Source organism: Sphingobacterium sp. UBA7249 (assembly GCF_002472835.1).
Lineage (GTDB): Bacteria > Bacteroidota > Bacteroidia > Sphingobacteriales > Sphingobacteriaceae > Sphingobacterium > Sphingobacterium prati.
On sequence record NZ_DKST01000015.1, the window covers coordinates 181,199 to 206,919 of the forward strand.

Sequence of the window (25,721 nt, forward strand, 5' to 3'; positions counted from 1 at the left end):
TTTAATCCTTTGTTTTATCCGCCAGTTTTTTACTTGAAACCTTTTCTTGTAAATATTGAAACGCCAGGTACAATAACGGTATAACGATTACACCAAGGACGACGCCACTTAGCATACCCATCGCTGCTCCGGTGCTAATGGAGTGATTACCTGTTGCTGTCCCACCTGTAGCAAACATCAATGGGATCATACCCGCTATAAAGGCTAGTGAAGTCATCAAGATCGGTCGAAGACGTGCTTTGGCACCTTCTAGCGCTGAGTCAATGAGCGAAGAACCCGCCCGTCTACGCTGCAATGCAAATTCAACAATTAAAATAGCGTTTTTGGCCAGAAGACCGATCAACATAATTAGTCCCACTTGCACGTAAATATTGTTGTCAAGACCGATAGCACGTGTACCTAAGAACGAACCTATGATCCCCGTTGGAATTGATAATAGAACGGCCAACGGTAACAGATAACTTTCGTATTGTGCTGAAAGTAAAAAGTAAACGAACAACAAGCTCAACGTCAGAATAATCATGGTTTGGTTACCAGAAGATTTTTCTTCTAGGCTAAGTCCAGTCCATTCGTAACTATAGTCTCCAGGTAATTTGTTCAATACGTTTTTCTCCAGTGTTTCCATAATTGCACCATTACTGATGCCTGGATTGCTGACCACATTTATGGTGAGTGAGTTGTACAAGTTGTAACGTGTTACGGATTCTGGTCCATAGACTTTGCGTAGTGTCACCAAGGTATTTACCGGAAGCATTTCCCCTTTATTATTCTTGACAAATATTTCATTGAAAGCGTCCTTATCTGTTCTAAAAATTCCGTCTGCTTTTACAGCGATCCGATAGAATTTACCAAAACGATTGAAATTCAAGGACTGATCACCGGCAAAATAAGTCTGAACGGACGAAAGCATTTCACTGACATCTACTCCTAGTTGAGCTGCTTTATCTTCATCAACTTCCAGTTCCATTTGTGGATAATCTGCTCTAAACATGGTATAAGCAAATTGTACGCCTGGCTGTTGCATGATCTTGGAAATGACAGAATCGGACATTGCTTTTAGCTCTACTGGAGATTTTCCGGCCCTATCCTGCAGTACGAGTTCGGCTCCATTCATCATCCCGTAACCGTCAACGGGAGGGGAGCGGAAGGCCATTGCATTTCCTTCTTTAACGGTGGTTAGCTTTTCAGAAATTACCTGATGAATCTGATCAATATCATTCATTTCACCACGTTTCTTCTTATCCTTTAGACGGATGAAACCAGTTGCATAGGCCGCGCTGGAGTTGTTTCCAATCATATTGAAACCAGTGATACTGGTATGGCTTTCAATAGAAGGGATATCAGCTAGTAACTTCTCTATTTTTTCCACGGCTTTTGTCGTCCGGTCGAGACCGGTGCCTGGAGGCATCTCCAAACTGTACACGACAAAGTTGTCATCTTCCATGGGTACGAAGCTCTTTGAAGTACTTGTCATTAGGTATCCTGCAGCAGCTATCGTGGTGATAATTAATAAAGCCGCTACCCATTTTCTTTTGACAAGGAATCGCAGTGAACCAACATATCTATTTGTCATGTTTTCAAAACCAGCGTTAAATGCTTTGAAAAAACGTTGTGAGAATCCTGTTTTCTGCGTTTGCCCCGCGTGATTTTCGGCATGTGTATTTTTCAATAACAAGGCACAAAGCGCAGGTGTCAATGTTAGCGCATTGATTGCTGAAATGACGATAGCAATAACGAGGGTATAGGCAAATTGTTTGTAAAACATTCCCGACGAACCGGTCATAAAACCAATCGGAATAAATACGGCACACATGACCAAGGTGATTGAGATTACGGCACCTGTTATTTCGCTCATGGCACTATGCGTGGCCTCATTGCCGGTCATGGCCGAAGTTTCCATCTTACCATGGACAGCTTCGACAACGACAATAGCGTCATCGACCACAATACCGATGGCCAATACCAAGGCGAAAAGGGTCAATATATTGATGGTAAACCCAAAAACCAGTAAGAAAAAGAATGTTCCTACAATGGCTACTGGTACCGCGATTGCGGGAATGATCGTCGATCGTATGTCCTGCAAGAATAAGAAAACTACTAGAAAGACCAGAATAAATGCTTCAATTAGTGTAGAACGCACTTGAGCGGTACTTTCGTCCAAACGTTCCTTGGTACTAATCAGTTTAAATATCTTGATTCCAGGAGGAAAAGAGCGTTGTGCTATTTCAATCTGTTTATCGATCCCTATTTCGATTTCATTGGCATTGGAGCCAGAAGTCTGGAAAATACCAATTGTAACCGTGTTCAAACCATTGTTTTGCGAATTACCGCTATAGCTGATCGAACCAAATTCTATTCTGGCTACATCTTTCAGACGGACGATCTGAACGTCATTATTTTTAACAATAATGTTTTCATACTGCTCAGGAAGGTTCTTTTTCCCTTTATATCGAATGACATATTCCAGAGGTGCTTTGGATTCTTCACCTAATTTTCCAGGTGCAGATTCCAGGCTTTGTTTGGAGATAGCAGCAATGACTTCCTGGGGTATAAGACCATAACTGGCCATTTTTTGAGGGTTCAACCAAACGCGCATGGAGTAATCTTTGGAACCAAATACCATGGCTTGGCCCACCCCTGGAACACGCTTGATCTGTGGGATCAAGTTGATGTTGACATAGTTCTGTAGGAATAGTTCATCATATTTTTTGTTATCTACGGTATAGATGTTGAAAATCATGATCATGCTATTCTGCTGTTTGGAAGTTGTCAATCCCATACGTACCACTTCCTGTGGCAAGATTGGTGTAGCTTGTTGGACCCTATTCTGTACGTTTACAGCTGCCTGATCTGGATTTACGCCAGCCTTAAAAACAATACGTACAGAAAATGTACCATCGTTACTCGCTGTTGAGGTAATATATTCCATGTCCTCGACACCATTGATCTGTTCCTCCAGCGGCGTAACAACGGAACGCAATACGGTCTCGCTATTTCCCCCCGGATAACTTCCTGTGACTTGGACGGTTGGTGGAGCGATATCAGGGAACCGCGTCTGTGGTAGCCTTAATAGGCCGATGATTCCCAGAATAACAAATATGATAGATATAACAGTTGCCAAAACTGGTCTGTCAATAAATTTCTTCAGCATTTTATTTTAAATTTTAGATATCGTGTACTGCAAGTTTTTACTTTTTTGTTGGTTGTACTTGCATTCCGTCATTAAGCATATCAATTCTATTCATTACGATTTTTTCACCTGCTGTCAGACCTGATTTGAGCAGATACGCATCGGCTGTATTGCCCGCAATTTCGATCTGCTTCATGGCAATTTTGTTTTTGTCTCCGATGACATACACAAAATAGCGGTCCTGGATGTCTTTAACAGCGGCCATAGGAACTAATAATACATTGTCATGCGCTTTTTTTAAGATGACTTTGGCAGAACCTCCAGAACGAAGAATTTTATCAGGGTTGGCAAAGCCTGCCTTGAGTGTTATACTGCCCGTTGTTCGATCAATGTTACCACTGGCCATTTCTACTTTCCCACGATGATTATATACGGTTCCATCAGCGAGGATCAATGTTGCCTCCTGATTACTGGATTTGCTCTGTTGATCTTTCATAAAGGTTATAAAATCCGCCTCACTCAATGAAAAATAAACATTTACCGTATTAATTTCTGATAATGTTGTCAATGGTGTCGCATCTGCAGGAGTAATTAAATTTCCAATTCGATTTGGAATTCTACCAATATAGCCGCTAACTGGAGCATTGATCAGGGTAAATCGCGCATTGATTTGCGAGGAACCTAAGGCCGCTTGTGCTTGTGCAACCTGAGCTTTTGCAGCAGCGTAATTCGCTTCGGCTGTTTTAAGCTGAAGTTCGGTATACACCTTGCCTTCTACCAACGGTTTGATTTTTTCAATTTCTAGTTTCGCATTTTGTTCTGCAGACAATGCTGCCTGATAGGCTGCTCTGCTATTGTTTACTTGTTCATTGTACACATCTCCTTTAATTTTGAAAAGAGCTTGGCCTTTTGTGACATAATCGCCCTCTTTTACGTAAATCTGCTCCAGATAACCAGTTACCTGGGCTTTTACGTCGACATTGACGGTGCCATCCAATGTACCAGGATATTTTTTTTCTGTTTCCGCATGCGCGGGTGATAATTCGATAAAGTCAACAGTAACTGCCTGTTCTTGCGGTTGTTCTTGGTTGCCTCCACAGGACGATAATAGCGTAGCTGCTGTAATAAATGTAAGGATAGGTTTTAAAGTCATCGTTCTTAGTGCCATTTTATCATTTTATATACAGCAAAAGAAAGAATTCTTTTAAGGGATGTTGCAAGGAAATCTACCGAGACGTAACAATTGCTTACTGAAACGTAGATGTAATGCACTGAATTTTGATGTTATTTAATCAAAACGGTTTTTTTTGTTGTTTTTCTTAGGAACAGAATTCCAGATACGAGGTTTGAGCTCGCCGATCGTCATTATAAATTTAAATGAAATAAGACATGTATTAAAAGTCCAGCCAGTTTTTTAGAAGCTGTGCTTTCTCCCTACTGACGAGGATTTCCACATCTTCGCTATGTTTTATTTCCACTTTAAGTTTACCATTAAAATGATTATGTAACCTCTTTATTGCATCGATATGCACGATGAACTGTCGATTTGCACGGAAAAAGACTTTGGAATTTAGTTGTTGCTCCAGCTCTTCTAGGGTTTGTGGTACAATTTCCACTGTTCCACATTTCAACTTGGCATGAGTTAACTTAAATTCTGAGTAAAAATATTGGACTTCTTCAACAAGGATAGATTTGTAACCGTCCTTGTAGGGTAGAAGAAAACGGGTTCTGAAATCTTTGGGATAGATAAAATCCAATAATCCCTGAATTGGTGCTTGACTTACTTGCTGAAATTTAAGATTGTCCAATTTGATGAGTGCATTTTCAAGTTCTTTTTTTTCTACAGGTTTTAGGAGATAATCTATGCTGTTGAACTTAAACGCTCTAACGGCATATTCATCAAATGCAGTCGTAAAGATAAGGGGACAGTCAATTTTTATGCTCTCCAGGATTTCGAAACTCAAACCATCGGAAAGGCGGATATCCATCATGACGAGATCCGGAGACCCATTACATTGAAACCAGCTTACACTATCTGCAATATTATCCAAGACCTCGAGTATCTGTATTGATGGTTTTATTTCTCGCAACAGTCGTTTGAGACGATCAGCATTCAATTTTTCATCTTCGATAATTAAGACGTTGGTTATGCTCATGAGTTTTGTTCTATAAGTGGTAAATTAACTTTAAATGTTTTTCCGTTGTTCAATATCTCCGGTTGTAGATTTGACAATAGATCATATCTTTTAATGATGTTGGAAATACCTATTCCAGATGATTCCGATACATTTTCTATGGGTATCAGAATATTCTCGACAACGAGTTGATTCTGTGCATTGGTGTATACCTTGATTTTTAACGAACGTTTTTTGTTGGTCTGATTATGTTTTAATGCATTCTCAACCAAGAGTTGTAGGGTGAGTGGTGGTAATTGATAATTGGACTTGGCAGGATCTACGTTAATTTCAAAATGGACACCATCCCCAAATCTATTCTTTATCAAGAAAATATAGGAATCAAGGAAATTGAGTTCTTCTTCGAGCGAAATAACATCTTTTTTTGAATTCACCAATAGGTAGCGGTAGATCTTGGAGAAATTTTCAGCATATTCATACCCTAGCTGTTGATCTTCCAAAATTATTTCCGACAATACACTCAGATTATTGAAGACAAAATGAGGATCAATTTGCAATTTTAGGGATTGAAGCTCGGCCTCTAAAATAACTTGGCCAAGTTTGGCTGCCCGTATAGATTCGTTTTTCCAGTTGTTGATCAGATGAATTCCAATATTTATCCCCATAATCATTAATGCGATCATCACACTGATGGAGATATTTTGTATCGCACCTCTTTTTTCCTCCAAGGATGTTGCTATAGTAACGTTCTGTAGTTCAAAATAATAACGGGAGATAATGTAAACCAGTAATAAATTGATGAGGAGAACGGCGATGAGATTGATGACGGTTTCAATAAGGAGTCTTTCAGTTGGATTGTCCTTCCAAGTTAATACACTGTCCAATCGATTGTGTACAATAATGCTAAATTCTGAAATTAGGAAACTATAAATAATTGTAAATGTCCATTCGCCCAGTATTTCAAAAATATTTCGTTGAAAATAGCCATTCCAGCTGCTGGAAAACGGATCTATAATATAAGCAACAAGATAGATGAGGAAAAAAGACAGTAAGGTGAAGAGCAGTCTTTTTTTGTTTGTACTGATTAAATTTTTCTCATTTTTATAGATCGTCTTCTCCTGCATTCGTTTTACGTATATATTACCATTAAATCACCACAAATTTCGCAATTCGTTTAAGAATTGGATTACAAATTTATTCTGAAGTGTACAAAGAGCAAGCTGAAATACCAATTTACCACAACTCAATCGTATAGATACAAACCTTTGGATTTACTCTTCAGTTTTATTTGATCCATGTCTGCAGTTGATAATATAGGGAATTCAATTTCACTTTACAATCAAAATAATGGATTTAGGCCATTATTTTCTTAATTTGACTCTTATAAATTAATTTTTAGTATGGTTGAATTTTATCATTTAAATTGCGTTCGGATTGTTTCATCCGTGAATCACATTGTATGTGGACACTGCCTTTTAATCAAAGAGAACGAAACACATCCTGTAAATAGCTTAGCCGAAATGAGAGTGGAAGATAACCGTCAACGACTGGCTTCGATGGATAAAATTCGTGCATTTGTAGCTGATCATTCCGAAATGAAGGTATTTGGTTACCATAATATTGAAGAATTTAATGAGTTTATGGATTGAAATAGTCCAAAAAGTTGATAAACGGACATGATAAAAAAGGATTGACAATATTGAAACGTTGCCAATCCTTTTGATTAAGAGGTAATATTGTCTCTAAGTCAATAATACGACCGGTTATTTTGGTTCTGTGTGTGTCGTTGGTGTGTGTATAATATCGAAATAAACGGCCTTATTGTCATTGTTTGGATAAATCCGGTACGTAAATTCCTCTTTTGTCAATACAGTAATATCAACCACACGTGTGAAAAGCGTTTCTCCAGCAGCGTTTTTAGCAACGATGGTCCGTGTCTTTCCATCCGCTGAAACCGACCAGTCGCCATGCATTTTGGGAGAGTCATCAAGATTGAACATGGTAAAGGTGCCATCAGATTTAAAATAGGCAAAACCTACAAAATTTGAAACGTTGGCATCTGTCAGGACCACATTTTCACCTTCGTTATTTTTGGCATTGGTAGTTTCCCAGGCTGTACTTGCCAATAACTCACTGGGTGTCAGCTGAGGCTCTGGTGTCACCTCATCATCCTTACTGCAGCTTCCAAGTAATAAAGTGCAAATAGCTATATAACATAGCATTGCAATCATTTTTAAGTTTCTCATGTTATTAAATTTATTGTCCCACAAAAATAATTGCATGACTGCGGTTGCATTTGTCCCTTTTATTCCAAGGTTTGAAGGATTTATAACTGTGGTAATCGTTATCCATGAAGTTGTAAAAGAATAGGCGAAGATAGCAAGACCTCAATAGCAAGACCTCAATAGGGAGAGATCAAGTAGGAGTAGGAGTAGGAGTAGGAGTAGGAGTAGGAAAGTCTAAACTTAGCGGAAAAGGTAATAGGTCAAAGATGGTGCTATAAAATAAGACAGGAGACCCTCGCGGTCCCCTGTCTCCCAGATATGTGATATAAAATTAGAAAAATTGCACTTCAGAAAGTTAGTTATTGCTCCAACCGCCACCTAAGGAACGATAGAGATCTACTACAGCTGAAAGTTCGGCTTTTTTGACTTGCGCAAGCTCTAGTTCACTCTGCAATATATTGCTTTGCGCGGTGATTACTTCCAGGTAAGTCGCCATACCCGTCTCAAACAGTAGGTTGGCATGTTTTGTAGCCTCTTTTAAACGATTGGTTCGATCCAAAGTAATCTGTTGTTTTTCTTTTAGTTTTTGGATCGAGACCAAAGCATCGGAAACTTCTCCAACCGCGGCAATCACCTTTTGTTTGAAAATCATAACATTTTTTTCTTGTTCTATACGAGCAAGTTCATATTGTGTTTTCAATTCTCTGCGCTGAAAAATAGGCTGTGTAATACTTCCTGTAATAGCACCAAATAGCGAGCCTGGCAAATTAAACCAGTTACTGGCTTTGAATGCATTGACTCCAGCCTCAGCACTGATGACCAAGGAAGGATACATTCTCGCTTTGGCGGATTTTTGATAGGCCTGAGAAGCTGTGACAGCAAGTTCAGCCTGTTTCACATCCGGACGGTGGCTTAATAAGTCTGCCGGTACTCCTGTCGCCAAATCTTCGGGAAAACGAACATTGACCAATTGCTCCTGTGTTTTGATTTCCGCAGGGAGTTTACCACTGAGGATTTGGATCGCATTCTCCTGAAGGCGGATCTGCTGCTCGAAATCAGGGATAAGTGCGGCCGCAGATAAACGCTGCGCATCAACTTGTTCTAAGGCGAGCAATGTAATATCGCCAACTTCGTATTGTTGCTTAACGATGCGGAGTGTCGTGTCGCTCAACTGTAAATTTTGCTGTGCGATATCCCGCAATTGGTAGAGCATCAAAAGTTGATAATAGCCTTGTGCTACCTGGGCAATCAATTGTGTTTGTATGACTTTTTTTGCTTCCTCCGTCTGTAAGTACGATGCTAAAGCAGCGGCGTTCTGGTTTTTGATTTTTCCCCATAGGTCAGCCTCCCAGGACACACCCACTGAAGCCGTATAGTCTTCAACATGGTGCTGTTTTAGAAATTGGCCCAAACTCAATCCGTTCATACTGTTATTGGAGGGGTTGGTGCTGTTTCCTCTGATCTGCAACTGTGCCGAAGGAAGATAATTTGCCTTTGCCTGCCTTAAGCTCAATTGAGATGCCTCGATATTTTTAAGAGCCAATTGCATATCCAGGTTATGTTGGATCGCACTGTCGATCAAGCTTTGTAAAACCCGATCTTTAAAAAAGTCGCGCCAGGGAATAGAACCAATATTGTTTTCTTGTGACGCTTCTCCCTGATCACGATATTGCTCGGGCAGATTTGGCGCAAGGTTTTTATTGCTGACCAATTTATCTGTTTTACAAGACCACGCTGCAAAAGATAAGATGAAAATAGTCAGTAGCTTTGCTTTTCTATTCATATATTTCGATGTTGTCATTGTTCACTAATTATTTGTGTGTACAGGAATTTCCAAAGAAATGGATTCATTCTCCCGCTGTTTTTCGCTTGGCGTGCCGCTTACTTTCTCCTGTATAAATTGGAAAACAATAAAGAGGATAGGAATAATAAATAGTCCTAATACAACCCCACTGAGCATTCCACCTGCTGCTGCAATACTGATTGAGTGGTTACCCTGTGCAGAGGGGCCTACTGCGGTCATCATAGGAATCATACCTACAATAAAGGCTAGGGAAGTCATGATAATAGGACGCAGACGTAAGCGTGCTGCTTTAAGCGCCGCGCTAGGTATCGAGAGCCCCTGTTTCCGACCCTGAATAGCAAACTCGACAATTAAAATAGCATTCTTTGCCAACAAACCAATCAACATGACCAGAGCTACCTGAACGTAAATATTATTGGCCGTACCGGTAAGACTAATTGCTGCAAATACACCAAAGATACCTGTTGGAATAGAAAGTATAACGGCCAATGGGATAATATAACTTTCATATTGTGCTGCGAGCAGGAAGTAAACAAAGATCAAACAGAGGATAAAAATAAGGGTCGACTGACCTCCCGAAACAATTTCTTCTTTGGTCATCCCCGAAAATTCATAGGTAAAACCGGTAGGTAAATGTTGTTTAGCAACTTCTTCCACCGCACGGATCGCATCCCCTGAACTATAGCCAGGTTTTGGGATCGCATTGATTCCGATCGAATTAAATAGGTTGTAACGCGAAGCGGTTTCTGGACCATATACACGTTGCAATTTAACCAATGTGTTGATCGGTACCATGTCACCTAATCTGTTTTTTACAAAGATTCCGTCCATGGAAGTAGGTTCGCTGCGGTCTTTCGCATCTGCTTGGACCATAACACGGTAGTACTTTCCGAACCGGTTAAAATCTGATGCCTGTGCACTACCGAAATAGGCCTGCATGGTTTGCAAGATACTTTTGGTACTTACACCGAGTTGCTCGGCTTTGATATCGTCAACCTGCAATTCATACTGTGGATAATCGGCCTTGAATGTTGTAAAGGCCATCATAATTTCGGGACGTTTCATAAGTTCACCAATGAAACCTTGCCCTATTGTACTGAATTTATTCAGTTGTCCTCCTGTTCTATCCTGCAGAACCATATCAAGCCCATCTACGTTACTAAATCCTGGAACTGTTGGAAAGGTAAATACGAAGAAGTTTGCACCTTTGATATTTGCTAGACGTTGGTTAACATCGGCCATGATCGCGTTGATATCTTTGATGCTGCCGCGTTCTTCATGAGGTTTCAACAAAATAAAAGCAACACCGGCTGATGGACTGGTTGATTGTGTTAAGATATTAAAACCAGCCAAAATGTTTAGTGTCTTGGTAAAGTCAGCATGTTGAAGCTGTTTTTCAGCTTCAGCCAATGCACCCGAAGTACGGTCCAAAGAGGCACCTGCAGGCATGGATAATGATACGGCGATAAAACCCTGATCTTCGGAAGGGATAAATCCGGTCGGGGTGCGACGAATCATAAAAATTGTCAACAACAAGGTGATGCCCAATCCTGCGAAAGCTACCCATTTGTAACGGATCAGAAAACGTAAACTGCCCAAATAATTCTTTGTGAGACGGTCAAAACCAACGTTGAATCCTGTAAAGAAACGTTCTTTGAAATTAAGTTTCTTAGCCCCGTCGTGGCCATGGTGCGTAGGCTTTAAAAATAGAGCACAGAGAGCCGGACTTAAAGTCAAGGCATTGATGGCCGAAATTACAATGGCTATAGCCAGTGTAAAGGCAAATTGCCGATAGAACACGCCCGTCGAACCTTCCATAAACCCAATAGGAAGAAACACCGCGGACATGACCAGGGTAATGGAGATGATAGCTCCAGTAATCTCACTCATGGCAGAAGTGGTCGCTAATTTGGGCGGGAGATTATTATGCTCCATTTTGGCGTGCACCGCCTCAACCACCACGATTGCGTCATCCACGACAATACCAATCGCCAGTACGAGTGCAAATAATGTCAGCAGATTGATGGAGAAACCAAAAAGCTGCATAAAGAAAAATGTTCCAACGATCGCCACAGGTACGGCAATAGCGGGTATCAGGGTTGACCTAAAATCCTGAAGGAATAGAAAAACAACCAAAAAGACCAGTATAAATGCTTCGATCAAGGTATGTTTCACTTGATCAATAGATTGATCGAGCGCATCTTTGGTATTATATAAAACGAGATACTTTACACCCTTTGGAAAGCTTAAAGAAGCTTTCTCCATAAATTCCTGGATGGCAATCTGAATTTCATTCGCATTGGACCCAGCTAATTGCATGACACCAATATTGAGTCCGGCTTTACCATTGATACGCGTATGACTCGCATAAGTGTATGACCCTAATTCAACCCGGGCTACATCTTTAAGTTTTAAGACCGAACCATCCGTATTTGATCGGATAATGATATTCTCGTAATCGCTGGCTTGGTTAAGCTTGCCTTTATATTTGATAACAAATTCAAAGGCTTCGCGGCTGCTTTCACCAAATTTTCCAGGAGCGGCTTCGACGTTTTTATCTTGAATAGCGGCCATCACTTCCTCCGGAGTTAATTTGTATGCGGCCATTTGGTTTGGATTAAGCCATACGCGCATTGAATAATCTTTACTACCCCCAAAAGCCAGTGCTTGGCCCACTCCGGGGATACGTTTAAGCTCTGGAATAATGTTGATCTGTGCATAGTTGGTAATAAAGGTTTGATCATATTTACCCTCGTCCTCGGTATATAGATCTAATACCATAATCAAGCTATTTTGCTGTTTGGCGGTTGTAATCCCGGCCTGAACAACTTCAGCCGGGAGCTGGCTCGTGGCTTGTGCCACCCGGTTCTGTACATTGACAGCAGCCTGATCAGGATCCGTACCAAGTTTAAAATATACAGTAATCATCAATGACCCGTCATTACTGGCGGTAGAGCTCATATAGCTCATGTTTTCGACCCCATTGATAGATTCTTCCAGCGAAGGAGCAACAGCACGAAGTACTGTTTCGGCATTTGCGCCTGGATATAATGCGGTGACCTGTACTGCAGGCGGGGCGATATCTGGAAACTGCTGTAAGGGCAGCTTTAGGATGCCGATTACTCCCAATATCACAAGTAATATGGAAATTACGGTGGCAAGTACAGGCCTTTCTATAAATTTCTTAAGCATAAGTTTGTCGTTATAATATTAATTGATGCTGTCTTTTGATAAAGGTTGTGGTGTGATTTTTTGGCCGTCTTGCAGTAAATCAATACCCTTATAAACAATGCGGTCTCCGGCGTTGATTCCTTTACTTACAAGATAGTTTGAACCACTTTTTCCGATGACAGTAATAGGCTGCTGTACAACTTTATTTTCTTTACCGACAGTATAAACAAAGATTTTGTCTTGCATTTCAAGTGTTGCAAGCTGTGGCACCAATAAAGTGTGATCGTATTTCTTTTGTAACCTGACGCGGCCTGTATTGCCATTGCGTAAAACGCCCTCGGGATTACTGAAAGTTGCACGTAATGTAATAGCTCCTGTGTTTTTGTCAAACTGACCATCCACCATATCTATTTTTCCTTTTTGATCATAAATGGTCTGATCAGAAAGCACCAAACTGATCGGGGGAAGGTTGTTTAATTTTTGCTGCAGATTATTACCTTCCGTGTTGTTTTTGAAGGCAATAAAATCATTTTCTCCCAATGAAAAATAGACGTGGAGATCTCTGACATTTGAAAGTGCTGTCAAAGGTTGTGTATCAGTTGGGCCCACTAAACTTCCTTGTTTACGTTGCAGCCTTCCTATATATCCATCGGCCGAAGCGCGGATCAAGGTATAGCCCACATTGATTTTTGCGGTTTCTACTGCAGATATTGCCAATTGCACATTCGCCTTAGCAGCATTGCGTGCACTGATCGCTGTTTTTAACTGAAAATCAGTCAGGACTTTGGTGTTTACCAACTTTGTTTTCTTTTCAACTTCCAGTTCTGCATTTTCCAATGCAGCTTTCGCCGCTAATAAGTTGGCCTTAGCTTGATTCAATTGCTCTTGGTATGGGCGGTCATTAATTTTAAAAAGCGCCTGACCTTTACTGACCTTCGCACCCTCATCGACATAGATCTGTTCCAAAATTCCCTCAACCTGGGGTCTGATTTCAATATTGGCAGAAGCTTCGATTGTTGCCGGATATTCCTGATAGACGATCTCGTTGCCATTTTCAATGCTGACGACAGGGAGGCTAACTGGTGGTGGATCATTAGGTTTGCTTGTTCCTGTCGAACAGCTGTATAACAAGATTGCACTAAGCACATATGCAGTCTTTACGATATTAATTCGTTTAACACTGTTAAGTGCAGGAATGTAAATCTTCTTAAGACTTGGTGATACATTTGTTTTCATGTGATATTAAAAATTGAAGTTTTGGTATATTTAACGGTGTTAGATTTTTTAACGTTGTATTTTTTGGTGCAAAAAAATTAGTCAGTAAGCGAACGGGTGATTCCGTAGATCGCATCTTTTAGTACCTCCTGGTTGGTATTATCTCCGTTGCCTTGATTAACTAAATTGATGGATATGAGTCCATGTATAATAGACCAATACGTGAAATATTTTCTACAGATCAAGTCTTCTGACGGATTTTTATCCTTCATGATCTCACGAATTACGTCACTGATGAATCTGCCATGAGATTCAGCACACTTATAGGTTTTTTCAAACCCACAGCAAGCTGTACCAACACCAAACATAAGTTGGTATAATTCGCGCTCTTCAAACGCAAAATCCCAATAACTGAACCACATAGCTTCCAATTGTTTCTCTAAGTCGGTTTGAGTTGATTTGGCTTTTCTGACTTTTTTGGCAAGTAAGAGATAACCTTGGTTGGCAAGTTCGTTTAAAATTGCATCTTTGTTTGCAAAATACTCATAAATCATGGGGGCAGTATATTCGATGATATCCGCAATTTTGCGCATACTCAACGCCTGCCATCCTTCTTCTTTGACAATTTGAAGAGCGGCATCGAGAATATTTGTTCTATTCTCATCTTTGAGGCGTTGTATACGTTCTTTACTACCCATGCTTAATGCATAAATGATTTAACAGTGTTAAACAAAATTCTAACTTTTTATTTTATTTAATGACATTTAAAAGTCATTAAATAAAAAATCAGCATTAAAATAGGTTAGACCGCATTATTACCGGTATTATTAACCATCGCTAGGAGCTGCTTGATTCGGCTTCTTTCTTTATCGGTCAATGAAATTGCTTTCTCTACTATATGGAGAACATCAGCGCTTTTCTCGGTTTGCAGCAGGAGATCTAGGAAACCTAAATAGGTACGGATCAGATCTGTTTTAACACCGAAGAAAATTCGTGGATCTATGATATAGATTTCCTGAACCAACGCAAGCAATACCTCTTTTCTTCTTTTGTCTTTGTCATTTTGGTCATATGTGGGTAGAAATCCTTTTTTCTCCAATTCACTTAGTTTGGTCGCTACAGCATTTTCACGAACATATTTTTTCTGTTTGCGGTCAAGAAAATCGCGTAATTCAGCCAGCAAATTCCGATAAATAACTTGTTTTTCTTTTCCAGTGAAGAGATTGATGTCTGTTGAAATGCTGATATCTTCTTGTTCGAAGGCGTCAAAAAAGTCGGATGTTACATAAACCGAGTGATGGAAATCTATGGCATTATTGTTAAAGCTACTGAGTACTTTGGCAATTTCCCTTTTTTCGCTATTGCGCAAATAATAGTAATAGCGGTCTCCAATCTGTTGACTCCAGCGAATGTAATTGATGTGAAAGCTATAGGATAAATTTCCATCAGGACTATATAAAGTCCATGACAACAGATCTGCTTCTTGGATCAGATGATCATAGAGTAACATCGTACCATTGATTCGTACGGTATAGCCTAGATCTCGATTAAGGTATAGAAACCAGCCAAATTCCTGTGCCATGAAATCCATAAATTCGTTTGATTCAAAATAAGATGAATTTAATGCGAAAACTCCCTCTAAGCGCACACGGGTTCCTGGGGGCTGATTTTCCACCGGGATACTTTCGCTAACATCATATTGCTCTTTACTATCTCTATCAATCTGTATGCGGTATGCTTTTAAATTTTCTTCTTCCTTTACAATCGTATTCCAGATGGCTCTGGTCGCAAATAATGAAAAAGAAAACCGACCTTTTCCTTTTTTTCCTCTGGTATAAGAGCTTCGCTTAATGCTATTTTTCTTTACCGAATCGAGAAAATTACCAAATGAATAAGGCAGTGTGTTAAAAACTATTCCTTCACCGTTGTCGCTGATGCTAATACTATTTATATAACCGAGTCCGTTGCTGTCAATTGCAATATCGATTTCAGTAGCTTTAGCGTCAAAGCCGTTCCATATATATTCGGCAATGACGAGTTTCGGGTCTTTGGGTAGCCCCGCAGATTCAATACTCAGGTTGGTAATCTTCGTGTTTTTTTTCATAATGAGAGCAATCCTAACATTGTAAATTTAAGAGGCAAGAACTTCGTTGCCCAATTATATGATGTTTAATTCGTAATAATCGCATTATTTTCTTTCATCTATTATTTTCTGTTTTTTTATTGAATACGTTAACAGATAAGCGATTCCGAAATAGATGCTTAGGTTAAGCAGAAGATATATGCTATTGAAGTACGTTCTGCTGGGTGGCTCTGGATCACGTTTTCCGCCTAAATAGGTATAAAAGGGGAAGGGGAAACCAAGGGCATCATTGCCATCCGAAGGGCTTTCACATTTCGAAAATAGCAGGGTGATCGTTACTGTTAGTATCAAGAAGATGATCCAAGTCGTTCTTGGAAATTTTGGAAACATACGCATTGATTACTTTATTGGTACAAGTAAAAATACGATATCTTATGAATATTTAATGGATGTAACTTTTAACGGGGTTCGATCCATTTTCTCCAAATTAGGGCCGGATAAGCTGTTTTTTTATTTGCTTCTTTACATAAGGAAACAATTATTATTCCGAAAACATTAGTTTTGATTATGAAAATGATAGTGGCAGTATATTAAAAAGTAGATTATGCTTGTAGAAACATTGAAAGATCTTTTTTATCGAGATCTAAATAGACTAAAAATTGAAATTGCATCCTACAGTCGGGAAGAGAATATCTGGATTATTGATCGTGGTATCGCAAATTCAGCCGGAAATTTATGCTTGCATTTAATTGGAAATCTACAGACGTATATTGGAGCGGAGATTGGAAAAACAGGCTATATTCGAAATAGGGAGGCTGAGTTTTCATTGAAAGATATACCAAGAGGGCTTCTTCTGAATAAGATAGATGATACCATCAGTGTCGTTGATCTCGCTTTGGATAAGCTTAATCAGCTTGACCTTGCGGCGATGTATCCCATATTAGTGTTTGAGAAGAAGACAACAACGGAATATTTGTTGGTGCATTTAACGACACATTTAACCTACCATTTGGGGCAGATCAATTATCATCGTCGTTTATTGGATGAATAATTACGATGCTGTTATTTGTATGATGATTGGGTTTCTCTCGTGAATACATTTAACTTTTAAAAAAATATTGGAAAGGAGACAAGGCGAGCTAGAATAGCTGACTATAAAGAAATCGCGAATTTAACCCAACAGTTGGGGTATTCCATTGAGGCCGAAAAGGTGAAGAATCTGTTGAAAATATTATTATGTCACAGTGAATATCATATACTTGTTGGTACGATTGACGACGAGGTTGTTGGGTGGATGCAACTACAACGGACGATGAGTATCGTGACTGGGGGCTTGTAGAAATAACAGGGCTGGTCGTTAATCATGCTGTACAGGGCAAAGGCATGGGTAAGTTATTGATACAGGAAGCTGCTCAATGGGCAAAAAATATAGGGTATTTTCGTTTGCTTGTAAGATGTAGCGTCCTTCGGACAGAAAGTCATAAATTTTATGAGCATATGGGGTTTAAACTAAAAAAGGAACAGAAAGTTTTTGATTCCATGCTTTAAAATGTGAACTTTAGCCATATTTTCCTGACGACCGACTTAAGCAATATGAGAAGAATCCTAACATTGATTACGTGCTGCTGTGCCTTGAGCTCATATGCTCAACAAGTTGACAGCATAACAACTATCATTGCTCCTGAGTATGACCGAGTAGGTGCGGTTCATCGGTTCTGGTTGGGAGACAGCTATCGTAAATTATATAATACGCCTGTAAAAATGCGTATGATGGATCTTAAAACGGAGAAGGGAGGGCTTCATATAGTCAAACTGGGCGGGGGCATGCAAACCCAATCGCTTCGGATGGCCGATCCCTCAGGGCGGGAATGGGTATTAAGATCCATTCAGAAATATCCAGAACGTAGTCTTCCTGAAAGCCTTCGAAAAACATTTGCCAAAGATATCGTTCAGGATCAGATTTCAATACATCACCCATTCGGTGCATTAACTGTTCCTCCGTTTAATACGGCTTTGGGTATTCCACATTCATCTCCCGAACTTGTTTTCGTTGGTGATGATCCCGGATTCGGTGAATACCAGGAGGTCTTTAAAAATAGGCCTTATATGTTTGAGGCTCGTACGCCCTTTGAAGACGAAAAAACTGACAATAGTGCAAAAGTCATTCGGAAAGTGCTAGAAGATAATGATACGCAAATTGATCAAAAACTAACTTTACGTTCAAGATTACTTGATTTTGCATTGGGGGACTGGGATCGTCATGAGGATAATTGGCGCTGGGATCCTGAAAAAGAAAAGGGTAAGAAGATTTATACACCTGTGCCACGAGATCGGGATAAGGTGTATTATAAAACATCAGGTTTGTTTCCTACTTTACTTTCCTATCAATGGTTAAAAGCCCATTTGCAGGCCTATAGTCCCCATATACGTAATGTGGCACATTGGAATTTTAATGCCCGCCATTTTGATCACTTTTTTCTTACCCACCTGACAGAGGATGAGTGGATAGACGAAATAAAATTTGTTCAGAATACGCTTACGGATTCGCTGATCCATCAGGCTATGTTGGCCATGCCGGATACCATCTTAAAATTAAGTGCGAAGGAGCTGGAAACAAATATTCGGTCAAGAAGGGATGAACTTATGCAGAGTGGGCTAACGTATTATCGATTTCTTGCCCGTGTGGTCGATTTGCCTTTATCTGCCAAATCTGAGTTTGTTGATGTTGATTATAATAAAGACGGTTCTGTCACCGTTGATATACACAACAAGAAAAAAGATGGATCGGAAGGGCGAAGACTTCTGAAACGTACTTTTTTACCCGGACAGACGGAAGAAGTCCGGGTCTTCGGGATAGCCGGATCCGATGAATTTAAACTACATGGAGCTGGCCGATCTTCTGTCAAAGTTCGTTTGATAGGGGGAAATGGTGATGACATATATCGTACCTCTGATAAATTTAGCAATGGTCATAAAGTATATATTTATGACTCAAAAGATCAACCGGGTTCTGGTATTCAGGTTGAAAAAAATGTACGATTAAAATTAAGTGCAGATACTGTTGTTCACCAATTTGAGTACGATAATTTTGTATACGATCGTAAAGGAGTCGTAGTCAATCTGGATTATGGTATTGATCGTGGACTGATTTTCGGATTGGGATATCTGATCGAAAATCAGGGGTTTCGGAAGAAGCCTTATGCTTATCGACAGCAATTTATGGCCAATTATTTAACAGGGCGTGAATCATTTATGTTTGATTATAAAGGTCACTTTAAGAAATTAATTGCAGATCAGGATCTTTCTATTCATCTTTCTTCACTTGGCCCCAGAAATCTGAGTAATTTTTTTGGTTATGGGAACAATACCTTGTTTGAAAAATCAGATTCAAGAAGTATTTCTTACTATCGAAATAGATTTGATATCGTAAGTGGTGATATTTTTCTAGAAAAATATCTAAATCCTAAACTGAAATTATTTTATGGTTCATCGTCTGAATATTACAACAGTAAAGAGGCTAATAATGTAGGAAAATACTTTGAGGAATTTAAAGATGAATTTCCCGCTGAACCTATCTATGGAAGTAATTTTTTTGCGGGTATTACAGGGGGGATAGATTACGATACGCGTGATAATGCCGCAAATCCAAAATCAGGTTTACATATCCATACAAGATTGGGCTGGAATGCCGAAATTGGCGGCGAAACCCGGAAATATACAAAGCTACAGCACGTGATGAGCTTTTATAAAACTGTCGCTAACGATTACATCACATTTGCAAATAGAACAGGGGTAGATGCTGTGTGGGGAGATCCTTATTTTTATCAACACACACAGATTGGTGGTGAGATGAGCTTGCGTGGATTTAATTCACGGCGATTTACAGGAAAAACAGCGGTATATAATAATTTTGAGATGCGCTTAAAACTATTTAGTTATTCATCTTATCTTGTTCCCGGGACTGTTGGTGCAATTGGATTTTACGATATTGGACGCGTTTGGATGCCAGCCGAAAGTTCAAATACATGGCATATGGGCTATGGTGGTGGAATTTATTTTATGCCTGGAGAGCTTCTTACTATTCAAGGAGTACTTGGCTTTAGTAAGGAAGCAACTTTGCCTTATATCCGGATCGGTCTTTCTTTTTAAAGCGTAAATGTTTATGTTATAAAGTCGCGAAAAGTTCGGTCACATGGCGCATACATTAAAAATGGTTCTCCAAAGCTGTCCATAAACTTGCAAAATATTGAATGATGGAATCGGATTTAAAAAAGACATTAAATAAAAACCTTGTTGGTCAAGGTTTACGAAATACGAGCGTAGACTTATCGGTTTTAAAATACTATAAACAGTATGCGAAAACCTATGCTGACATTCACAATGGCATTGTGGTACTGAGCGATCTGACGGCAAATTGGAGTTTTACCTTTATGGGTGCGATTGCCGAACGTTTATACCTGTCTTCGCCCAATAGAAAATTGGAAATAAATAGTATATGGGAGGACTTTCTCTTGGCGCGCATACATCCAGAAGATCTGGCTGTAAAACATAGGCTTGAACTGCAATTTCTTGATATGGTCAAGAAGGTAGATCTGAAGGAACGTTTTCAATACCAGGCAAATAGTGTACTCCGTGTGAAAGGAAAAGATGAGAAGAATATGCTGATGTCGCATCAGATCATCTATCTGGATACTTCCGCTAAAGAATTTCCCCAGTTGGCATTGTGCTGTTATACGCTATTGCCCGAAACGGAAGATCAACAAGGGAATAAGAATTATATCTTTAATCAGGTAAGTGGTGACGTCTATTTACTGAATAAACAAGATGTAAAGGATGTCATGAGTGCTAGGGAGCGGGAGATTTTGCATTGCGTAAGAGGAGGGATGATCAGTAAGGACATTGCTGAAAAGTTAGGTCTGAGTGTCAATACTGTTAACCGGCATCGACAAAACATTCTACAAAAACTACGGGTTCGCAATTTGCACGAAGCGATCAGTATATACGATAAAATGTATAAGCAAGAAGATACTTCATCATGATAACAAGTCTGTCAAAAGCAACTCTTTCGACAGACTTGACCATACTGCTCAATTAGCACTATTTTCTTTTAGCCATTTTGTTCGACGCTGGTCGGGAAGATGTTTGATGCTAAAGTGTTCAAAATTAGCCTGGAAGCCTTCCCCATCTGGTGATGCCCCCATCACACCAACCAATACGGGCTTGTTATCTTGTAGCCAAGCATTTCTCATCATCACATATTCCTTATCATCAAAAGAATAAAAGAATTCAACAGCATCTAGTCTCCGAATAGCTTTTATCCATATAAAAGGAATTTCTTTGTCTACTGGTATAATACTCCAGTCACTGGTCCGATGGGTGACTACCGTACTCAGGTTATACTTTCCATCGACAAATTCTATTCCTGCTTTTATATAATTTTCATGATCTATCCGTAGCATAAGACCCGCTTGATCAAAGCGAGTTTTATATTTAGCCGAAATCTTGACTTTTACTTCAAATTCACCGCCGCGTTCGGTGTAGAAAAAAGGCGCGTCATCCACTGTAAATCCATAATGTGATACGCGCCAATAGTCGCTTTTGGGAGTAACAAACATGGACAGCGCGTTGTTACTGACTGTCCACTCCGAAGGTTCGTTAAACCAGGTCATCTTGTCTAATTTCTGTGCTGTCACCTGCATGGTAAAAAAGGGAAGCAATGACGCCGCAAAAAATGTCTTTATTTTTTTCATATTTTCTTTAGCAAAGGATGTATTCTAATCGAGAGACAAAGATATCCTTGCAATACTGCATTTTTCAATACTGATAAATAACCATTATTGGCAGAAGACTCTTTAAATGTAATTTATTTGCAATTTAATTGCATTAATATTATTGCTACATAGTTGCAATAATAAAAAAACTTATCTTCGTTTATCTTTACTGTAATTGCAGGATCATCGTAAGCGGAATTCAATACAGTATATCACTATAAAACGCTATAAATATGGAGTTTTGGGAACGTAGTTTTAAGGAAAAAGGAGAGATGTGGGGCGGAAGCCCTGCCCGTTCAGCGCAAATAGCAAAAGATTTCTTTTTAGCGAAGAGCATAAAAGAAATCCTAATTCCGGGTTTCGGTTATGGCCGGAATGGACATGTATTTCTAGACAATGGAATCGGTATTACAGGCATTGAGCTATCCAATACGGCAATCGAACTGGCCCGAAAACATTTCGGAGCCCAAACAATTATTTATCATGGTTCGGTCGTTGATATGCCTTTCGATAGCGAAACATATGGAGGAATCTTTTGTTATGCGTTAATCCACCTGCTGGGGGCTGACGAACGGGCTAAATTTATACATGATTGTTATGCACAGTTGTGCGATAATGGTTACATGATCTTTACAACAGTGTCAAAACAGGCAGTTATTTATGGACAGGGGACAGCTATAGGTCCAGATCGTTTTGAATTGTTTGGAGGCGTTAAAATATTCTTTTATGATTTGCAATCTATTCGCACAGCATTTGAAAAATATGGATTGATTGAGATCCAGGAAGTGGAGGAGAATTATCCCTTTTATTTGATTATCTGTAAAAAGGAGAAAAAACAAAATAACAACAAGAGACGCTGATGGTTTCTTCGATTCACTTATCGGGACGAAGGGCTTAAAGCATCCTGGGGGAATTCAGAATATACGCTGATGAAAAAAAAAAATCGAATCCAAAAATAAATAACAGCGTTTAAAATAAACTATATAAAAATGAAAGAAGATAAAACTTTTGATGTAATTATTGTTGGTGGAAGTTATGCCGGTCTTTCTGCAGCAATGGCATTGGGGCGTTCATTACGACGGGTATTGATTATTGATAGTGGTTTGCCCTGTAATAGGCAAACACCGCATTCACATAATTTCATTACCCATGATGGAGAAAAACCATTGGTAATTGCTCAGAAAGCTAAGGAGCAAGTATTAAATTATCCAACAGTACGTTTTCAGCAAGGACTCGCTGCAAGTGGAAAGAAAACCAATGATGGTTTTGAAATAAACACAGCAGATGGCGAAGCTTTTAGCGCGAAAAAAATAATTTTTGCTACAGGAATAGAGGATGTCATGCCCAGCATTCAAGGTTTTTCAGCTTGCTGGGGGATTTCTGTTATTCATTGTCCCTACTGCCACGGTTATGAAATTAGCGGAAAGAAAACAGCAATTATGGCCAATGGAGATAGAGCTTTGCATTTGGCCTCACTGGTTAATAATCTCACATCAAATCTGACAATATTGACCTCGGGGAAGGCTAATTTTGAATCTGAGCAGGTAAAGAAATTGGAAGAGCATGGTATAGCTGTTATTGAAGAAAAGATTATCAAAGTACAACATAAGAATGGATGGCTGGAAAAAGTAGTTTTTGAGGATAATAGCACAAGGACATTTGCTGCATTGTATGCAGCACTTCCTTTTAAGCAGCATTCAGATATTCCGGTTGAATTAGGCTGTGACCTAACAGAACAGGGGCATATTGTCGTCGACAATTTTCAAAAAACTTCAGTTAAGGGAGTTTTTGCTTGTGGCGATAATGCCAGCATGATGCGGTCTGTTTCCAATGCAGTTGCCGCAGGTAATCTCGCCGGAGCGATGGTCAATAAAGAATTGGTCGAAGAGAGCTTCTGATCTGATTTCGGCAGATGGCAGCTAGAACCAATGTATTTCAGGTTTAATCGGGAAGCAAACCGAGATGGAAGCTTCCTGATTAAAAACGCTTTTGTCAGCCTATGTTACTTAGTTAAAATCGGCCTATTATTTTACCTGTTGAATCCCTGCTGTTCTAGTTGCAGTCTCTCTGCCCCAAAGTGCAATAGATTCCAATAGAGGGATGAGTGTCTTTCCAAATTCTGTAAGTTCATAATCTACCTTTAAGGGGGCTTTATCGGTATGCACCGTGCGCTTAACCAAACCGTCAGCTTCTAATTCCTTCAGCTGTAGGCTCAACGTACGCTCTGTAATCAATGCACATTCTTTTCTCAGTTCATTGTAACGTTTTTTCTCAATTAAATGGATAAGGATGACTGCCTTCCACTTGCCGCCTATGTATTTCATTGTCAGGCTTGTACTGCATGGGTATTGTTTGTTGTCTATCAAATACATCTGTTACTATCAAATTTGACCGTTATTGCAAATATATCATACTATATTTAAGTTTGCAACTATAAAAAATATAGTTAATTTAAAATTGTATGTTATGGCATTTTTAGAAACAGCAAAAGAGCGTTATACAACAAAGAAGTATAATTCGACGGAAAGAATCTCAGCGGAAAAGATCGCTGAACTAAAAGAAATACTTCGATTGAGTCCTTCTTCCATCAATAGCCAGCCATGGAAGTTTTTCTTTATTTCAGATGGGGAGACTAAAACGAAACTAGCTAAAGCATCTTATTGGAATGCGGAAAAAATTAACGAGGCCAGTCATCTTGTGGTCTTTAGTGCACTTAATGATGTGGAACGATTTGAAGAGCAGATCAACGGCACACTACCTGAAGGTTCGATAAATTATTACCATCGTTTTTTGAAATCACAGGGAGAGCAGCATGTGCAATCTTGGATGAAACAACAAGTATATCTTTCTCTGGGATTTTTTCTCGCTGCATGTGCTGCGAATCATATTGATGCTACTCCGATGGAAGGTATTGAAAATGACCGTTATGATCATGTTTTAGGGCTTGAACAGTATCATACTTTATTTGCTGTCGCTATTGGTTATCGAAATGCGGAGGACTTAAATCAACCTAGCATAACAGCCAAGTCGCGTTTGAATATGGCGGATATTATCCAGGCAATATAACTTGTGATCGTAATAGGGATGTCTAAATAGTACAGTAGTCCCAAAAGTTGAATGGATTAAAGCGGATTAATGGAAATAGATTTTTGCAGAAGAGCTCGGTATTCTACCGGGCTCTTTCCCGCTGGCCTAATTCTATGTTGTTGTACTAGTGCATCTGAAGGTTTAGGGTAAACTAATCCTTTTGCCTTGCTCAGGGAAAATATAATTTACTTTTAGGAGGTTATTGTTTAGGAGCTCAGTTTTTATAATTTCAGGATTATCCCGTGTTGGTTTTCGATGGGTGACCACAATGTTTAATCCTTTGAGATCATTCCGTCCCGTTTTTTCTTTCAGCTTGTTTAATTCCTCGAGTAAGAGATTTGGTGTTAGGTGACCAAATAGCAAATTTTCGGCTTGATTATTCGGAAAAGAGACCTCGATCAATATGGTATTCAATTGACCTTTTTTAATCAATGGAGCTATATTTTTCCAAAGTTTTTCAAGCTGGTTAGTTTTTTCAACGCGGTCAGCACCAGTATCCCCGAGATACAGCAGATAATGATCATTATGGCGAACGAGTACGGCACTGCTTTTATAAGGATTTACATGGCTTAATTCGTATGCAGTAAGGAAGAACGGTGTGTTGTGGGCAGGAAGTTCTATTCCTTCCTGCATTTCACTGTAATGATACTTTCCAAGAATGGGCTTTTGGCCCTGATCAGCAAAATTAATCCAGGTATCATTGATAAAATAATGATTTTGTAAAATTTGAAGAACTGGAGCTATAGCAAAAATATTCTTTTTGCTGTCAGCCGGAGAATTGATGATCAAGCCAGATAAATGATCTAAATGACCATGTGAAATAAAATATCCTTTGATTTGATTGTGCAGAATTGTTTCTTCTGTTCCGTAGAGGCTTTTTAACTGAATCGCTTTTCGGATACCTGTATTTATAGTACCGGCATCAAGGCAAAGAAATGCACTGTCTTTTGGAGCCCCAACCAGATAAGCAGACAGATTGTCTTCTTGTTCACCACCGTATATACCCAATGGAATCAGATCGAAATGCTGTGCTTGGGAGGATGTATAAACAAAGAACGCAAGTATAGAAACTATTATTTTTTTCATGTTAATTAAAGTAA

The 25,721-nt window shown here is 39.4% G+C and carries 21 protein-coding genes; 8 read left to right on the plus strand and 13 right to left on the minus strand.

Annotated features, from left to right (window positions below; all coding sequences use genetic code 11):
* Position 1 precedes the first annotated feature (1 nt).
* The 4 genes from B4A24_RS11505 to B4A24_RS11520 all read right to left on the minus strand — a co-directional run bounded on the left by B4A24_RS11505 (position 2) and on the right by B4A24_RS11520 (position 6,389).
* Positions 2-3,151 (minus strand): efflux RND transporter permease subunit, encoded by a 3,150-nt coding sequence (locus tag B4A24_RS11505; RefSeq protein WP_293945060.1) that lies wholly within the window; start codon positions 3,149-3,151, stop codon positions 2-4.
* 37 nt (positions 3,152-3,188) lie between these two features.
* Positions 3,189-4,298 (minus strand): efflux RND transporter periplasmic adaptor subunit, encoded by a 1,110-nt coding sequence (locus tag B4A24_RS11510; protein ID WP_293945062.1) that lies wholly within the window; start codon positions 4,296-4,298, stop codon positions 3,189-3,191.
* A gap of 226 nt (positions 4,299-4,524) precedes the next feature.
* On the minus strand, positions 4,525-5,286 hold the full coding sequence (locus B4A24_RS11515) for a LytR/AlgR family response regulator transcription factor (RefSeq protein ID WP_293945064.1): 762 nt from the start codon (positions 5,284-5,286) through the stop codon (positions 4,525-4,527).
* A complete protein-coding gene (locus tag B4A24_RS11520; protein WP_293945067.1) occupies positions 5,283-6,389 on the minus strand; it encodes a sensor histidine kinase in 1,107 nt (368 codons plus the stop codon). Before B4A24_RS11520 ends, B4A24_RS11515 begins: the two co-directional genes overlap by 4 nt.
* A gap of 396 nt (positions 6,390-6,785) precedes the next feature.
* On the opposite strand from B4A24_RS11520, the gene B4A24_RS11525 reads away from it, so the two are divergent.
* Positions 6,786-6,914 (plus strand): hypothetical protein, encoded by a 129-nt coding sequence (locus B4A24_RS11525; RefSeq protein ID WP_293945068.1) that lies wholly within the window; start codon positions 6,786-6,788, stop codon positions 6,912-6,914.
* 114 nt (positions 6,915-7,028) lie between these two features.
* Here the strand turns inward: B4A24_RS11525 and B4A24_RS11530 are convergent, their stop codons facing one another.
* From B4A24_RS11530 to B4A24_RS11555, 6 genes are all read right to left on the minus strand, one after another.
* The gene (locus B4A24_RS11530) at positions 7,029-7,511 is read right to left on the minus strand and encodes a DUF4822 domain-containing protein (RefSeq protein ID WP_293945070.1); all 483 of its coding nucleotides are present in this window, start codon (positions 7,509-7,511) and stop codon (positions 7,029-7,031) included.
* Between the two features lie 334 nt (positions 7,512-7,845).
* Entirely contained in the window at positions 7,846-9,273 is a 1,428-nt protein-coding gene (locus B4A24_RS11535; RefSeq protein ID WP_293945072.1) for an efflux transporter outer membrane subunit, read from the minus strand.
* A 24-nt stretch (positions 9,274-9,297) separates the two neighbouring features.
* Positions 9,298-12,486, minus strand: coding sequence for an efflux RND transporter permease subunit (locus B4A24_RS11540; protein WP_293945073.1), 3,189 nt, complete (start codon positions 12,484-12,486; stop codon positions 9,298-9,300).
* 18 nt (positions 12,487-12,504) lie between these two features.
* Positions 12,505-13,701: an efflux RND transporter periplasmic adaptor subunit gene (locus B4A24_RS11545; protein ID WP_293945075.1), complete on the minus strand. Its 1,197-nt coding sequence runs from the start codon at positions 13,699-13,701 to the stop codon at positions 12,505-12,507.
* A gap of 77 nt (positions 13,702-13,778) precedes the next feature.
* Positions 13,779-14,378 (minus strand): TetR/AcrR family transcriptional regulator, encoded by a 600-nt coding sequence (locus B4A24_RS11550; RefSeq protein WP_293945077.1) that lies wholly within the window; start codon positions 14,376-14,378, stop codon positions 13,779-13,781.
* Positions 14,379-14,482: 104 nt separating this feature from the next.
* Positions 14,483-15,784 carry an ATP-binding protein gene (locus B4A24_RS11555; protein ID WP_293945079.1) on the minus strand — a complete coding sequence of 434 codons (1,302 nt, stop codon included), beginning with the start codon at positions 15,782-15,784 and terminating at the stop codon, positions 14,483-14,485.
* 583 nt (positions 15,785-16,367) lie between these two features.
* On the opposite strand from B4A24_RS11555, the gene B4A24_RS11560 reads away from it, so the two are divergent.
* The 4 genes from B4A24_RS11560 (at position 16,368) to B4A24_RS11575 (ending at position 20,802) form a co-directional block, all read left to right on the plus strand.
* Positions 16,368-16,814, plus strand: coding sequence for a DUF1572 family protein (locus B4A24_RS11560; RefSeq protein ID WP_293945081.1), 447 nt, complete (start codon positions 16,368-16,370; stop codon positions 16,812-16,814).
* A gap of 239 nt (positions 16,815-17,053) precedes the next feature.
* On the plus strand, positions 17,054-17,311 hold the full coding sequence (locus tag B4A24_RS11565; protein WP_293945083.1) for a GNAT family N-acetyltransferase: 258 nt from the start codon (positions 17,054-17,056) through the stop codon (positions 17,309-17,311).
* A 45-nt stretch (positions 17,312-17,356) separates the two neighbouring features.
* Complete coding sequence (locus B4A24_RS11570; RefSeq protein ID WP_293945085.1) at positions 17,357-19,912, plus strand: BamA/TamA family outer membrane protein; 2,556 nt, start codon at positions 17,357-17,359, stop codon at positions 19,910-19,912.
* Positions 19,913-20,016: 104 nt separating this feature from the next.
* Positions 20,017-20,802, plus strand: coding sequence for a response regulator transcription factor (locus B4A24_RS11575; RefSeq protein ID WP_293945087.1), 786 nt, complete (start codon positions 20,017-20,019; stop codon positions 20,800-20,802).
* A gap of 48 nt (positions 20,803-20,850) precedes the next feature.
* On the opposite strand, the gene B4A24_RS11580 is transcribed toward B4A24_RS11575, so the two are convergent.
* Positions 20,851-21,513: a DUF1349 domain-containing protein gene (locus tag B4A24_RS11580; protein ID WP_293945089.1), complete on the minus strand. Its 663-nt coding sequence runs from the start codon at positions 21,511-21,513 to the stop codon at positions 20,851-20,853.
* Between the two features lie 254 nt (positions 21,514-21,767).
* Between B4A24_RS11580 and B4A24_RS11585 the strand changes: the two genes are divergently transcribed.
* Both B4A24_RS11585 and B4A24_RS11590 read left to right on the plus strand, forming a co-directional pair.
* Positions 21,768-22,394 carry a class I SAM-dependent methyltransferase gene (locus B4A24_RS11585; RefSeq protein ID WP_293945090.1) on the plus strand — a complete coding sequence of 209 codons (627 nt, stop codon included), beginning with the start codon at positions 21,768-21,770 and terminating at the stop codon, positions 22,392-22,394.
* 129 nt (positions 22,395-22,523) lie between these two features.
* The gene (locus tag B4A24_RS11590; RefSeq protein WP_293945092.1) at positions 22,524-23,432 is read left to right on the plus strand and encodes an NAD(P)/FAD-dependent oxidoreductase; all 909 of its coding nucleotides are present in this window, start codon (positions 22,524-22,526) and stop codon (positions 23,430-23,432) included.
* 126 nt (positions 23,433-23,558) lie between these two features.
* On the opposite strand, the gene B4A24_RS11595 is transcribed toward B4A24_RS11590, so the two are convergent.
* The gene (locus B4A24_RS11595) at positions 23,559-23,858 is read right to left on the minus strand and encodes a winged helix-turn-helix transcriptional regulator (protein WP_199768582.1); all 300 of its coding nucleotides are present in this window, start codon (positions 23,856-23,858) and stop codon (positions 23,559-23,561) included.
* Positions 23,859-24,000: 142 nt separating this feature from the next.
* Between B4A24_RS11595 and B4A24_RS11600 the strand changes: the two genes are divergently transcribed.
* Positions 24,001-24,600: a nitroreductase family protein gene (locus B4A24_RS11600; RefSeq protein ID WP_293945095.1), complete on the plus strand. Its 600-nt coding sequence runs from the start codon at positions 24,001-24,003 to the stop codon at positions 24,598-24,600.
* Between the two features lie 162 nt (positions 24,601-24,762).
* Here the strand turns inward: B4A24_RS11600 and B4A24_RS11605 are convergent, their stop codons facing one another.
* Entirely contained in the window at positions 24,763-25,707 is a 945-nt protein-coding gene (locus B4A24_RS11605; protein ID WP_293945096.1) for an MBL fold metallo-hydrolase, read from the minus strand.
* Between the last annotated feature and the right edge of the window lie 14 nt (positions 25,708-25,721).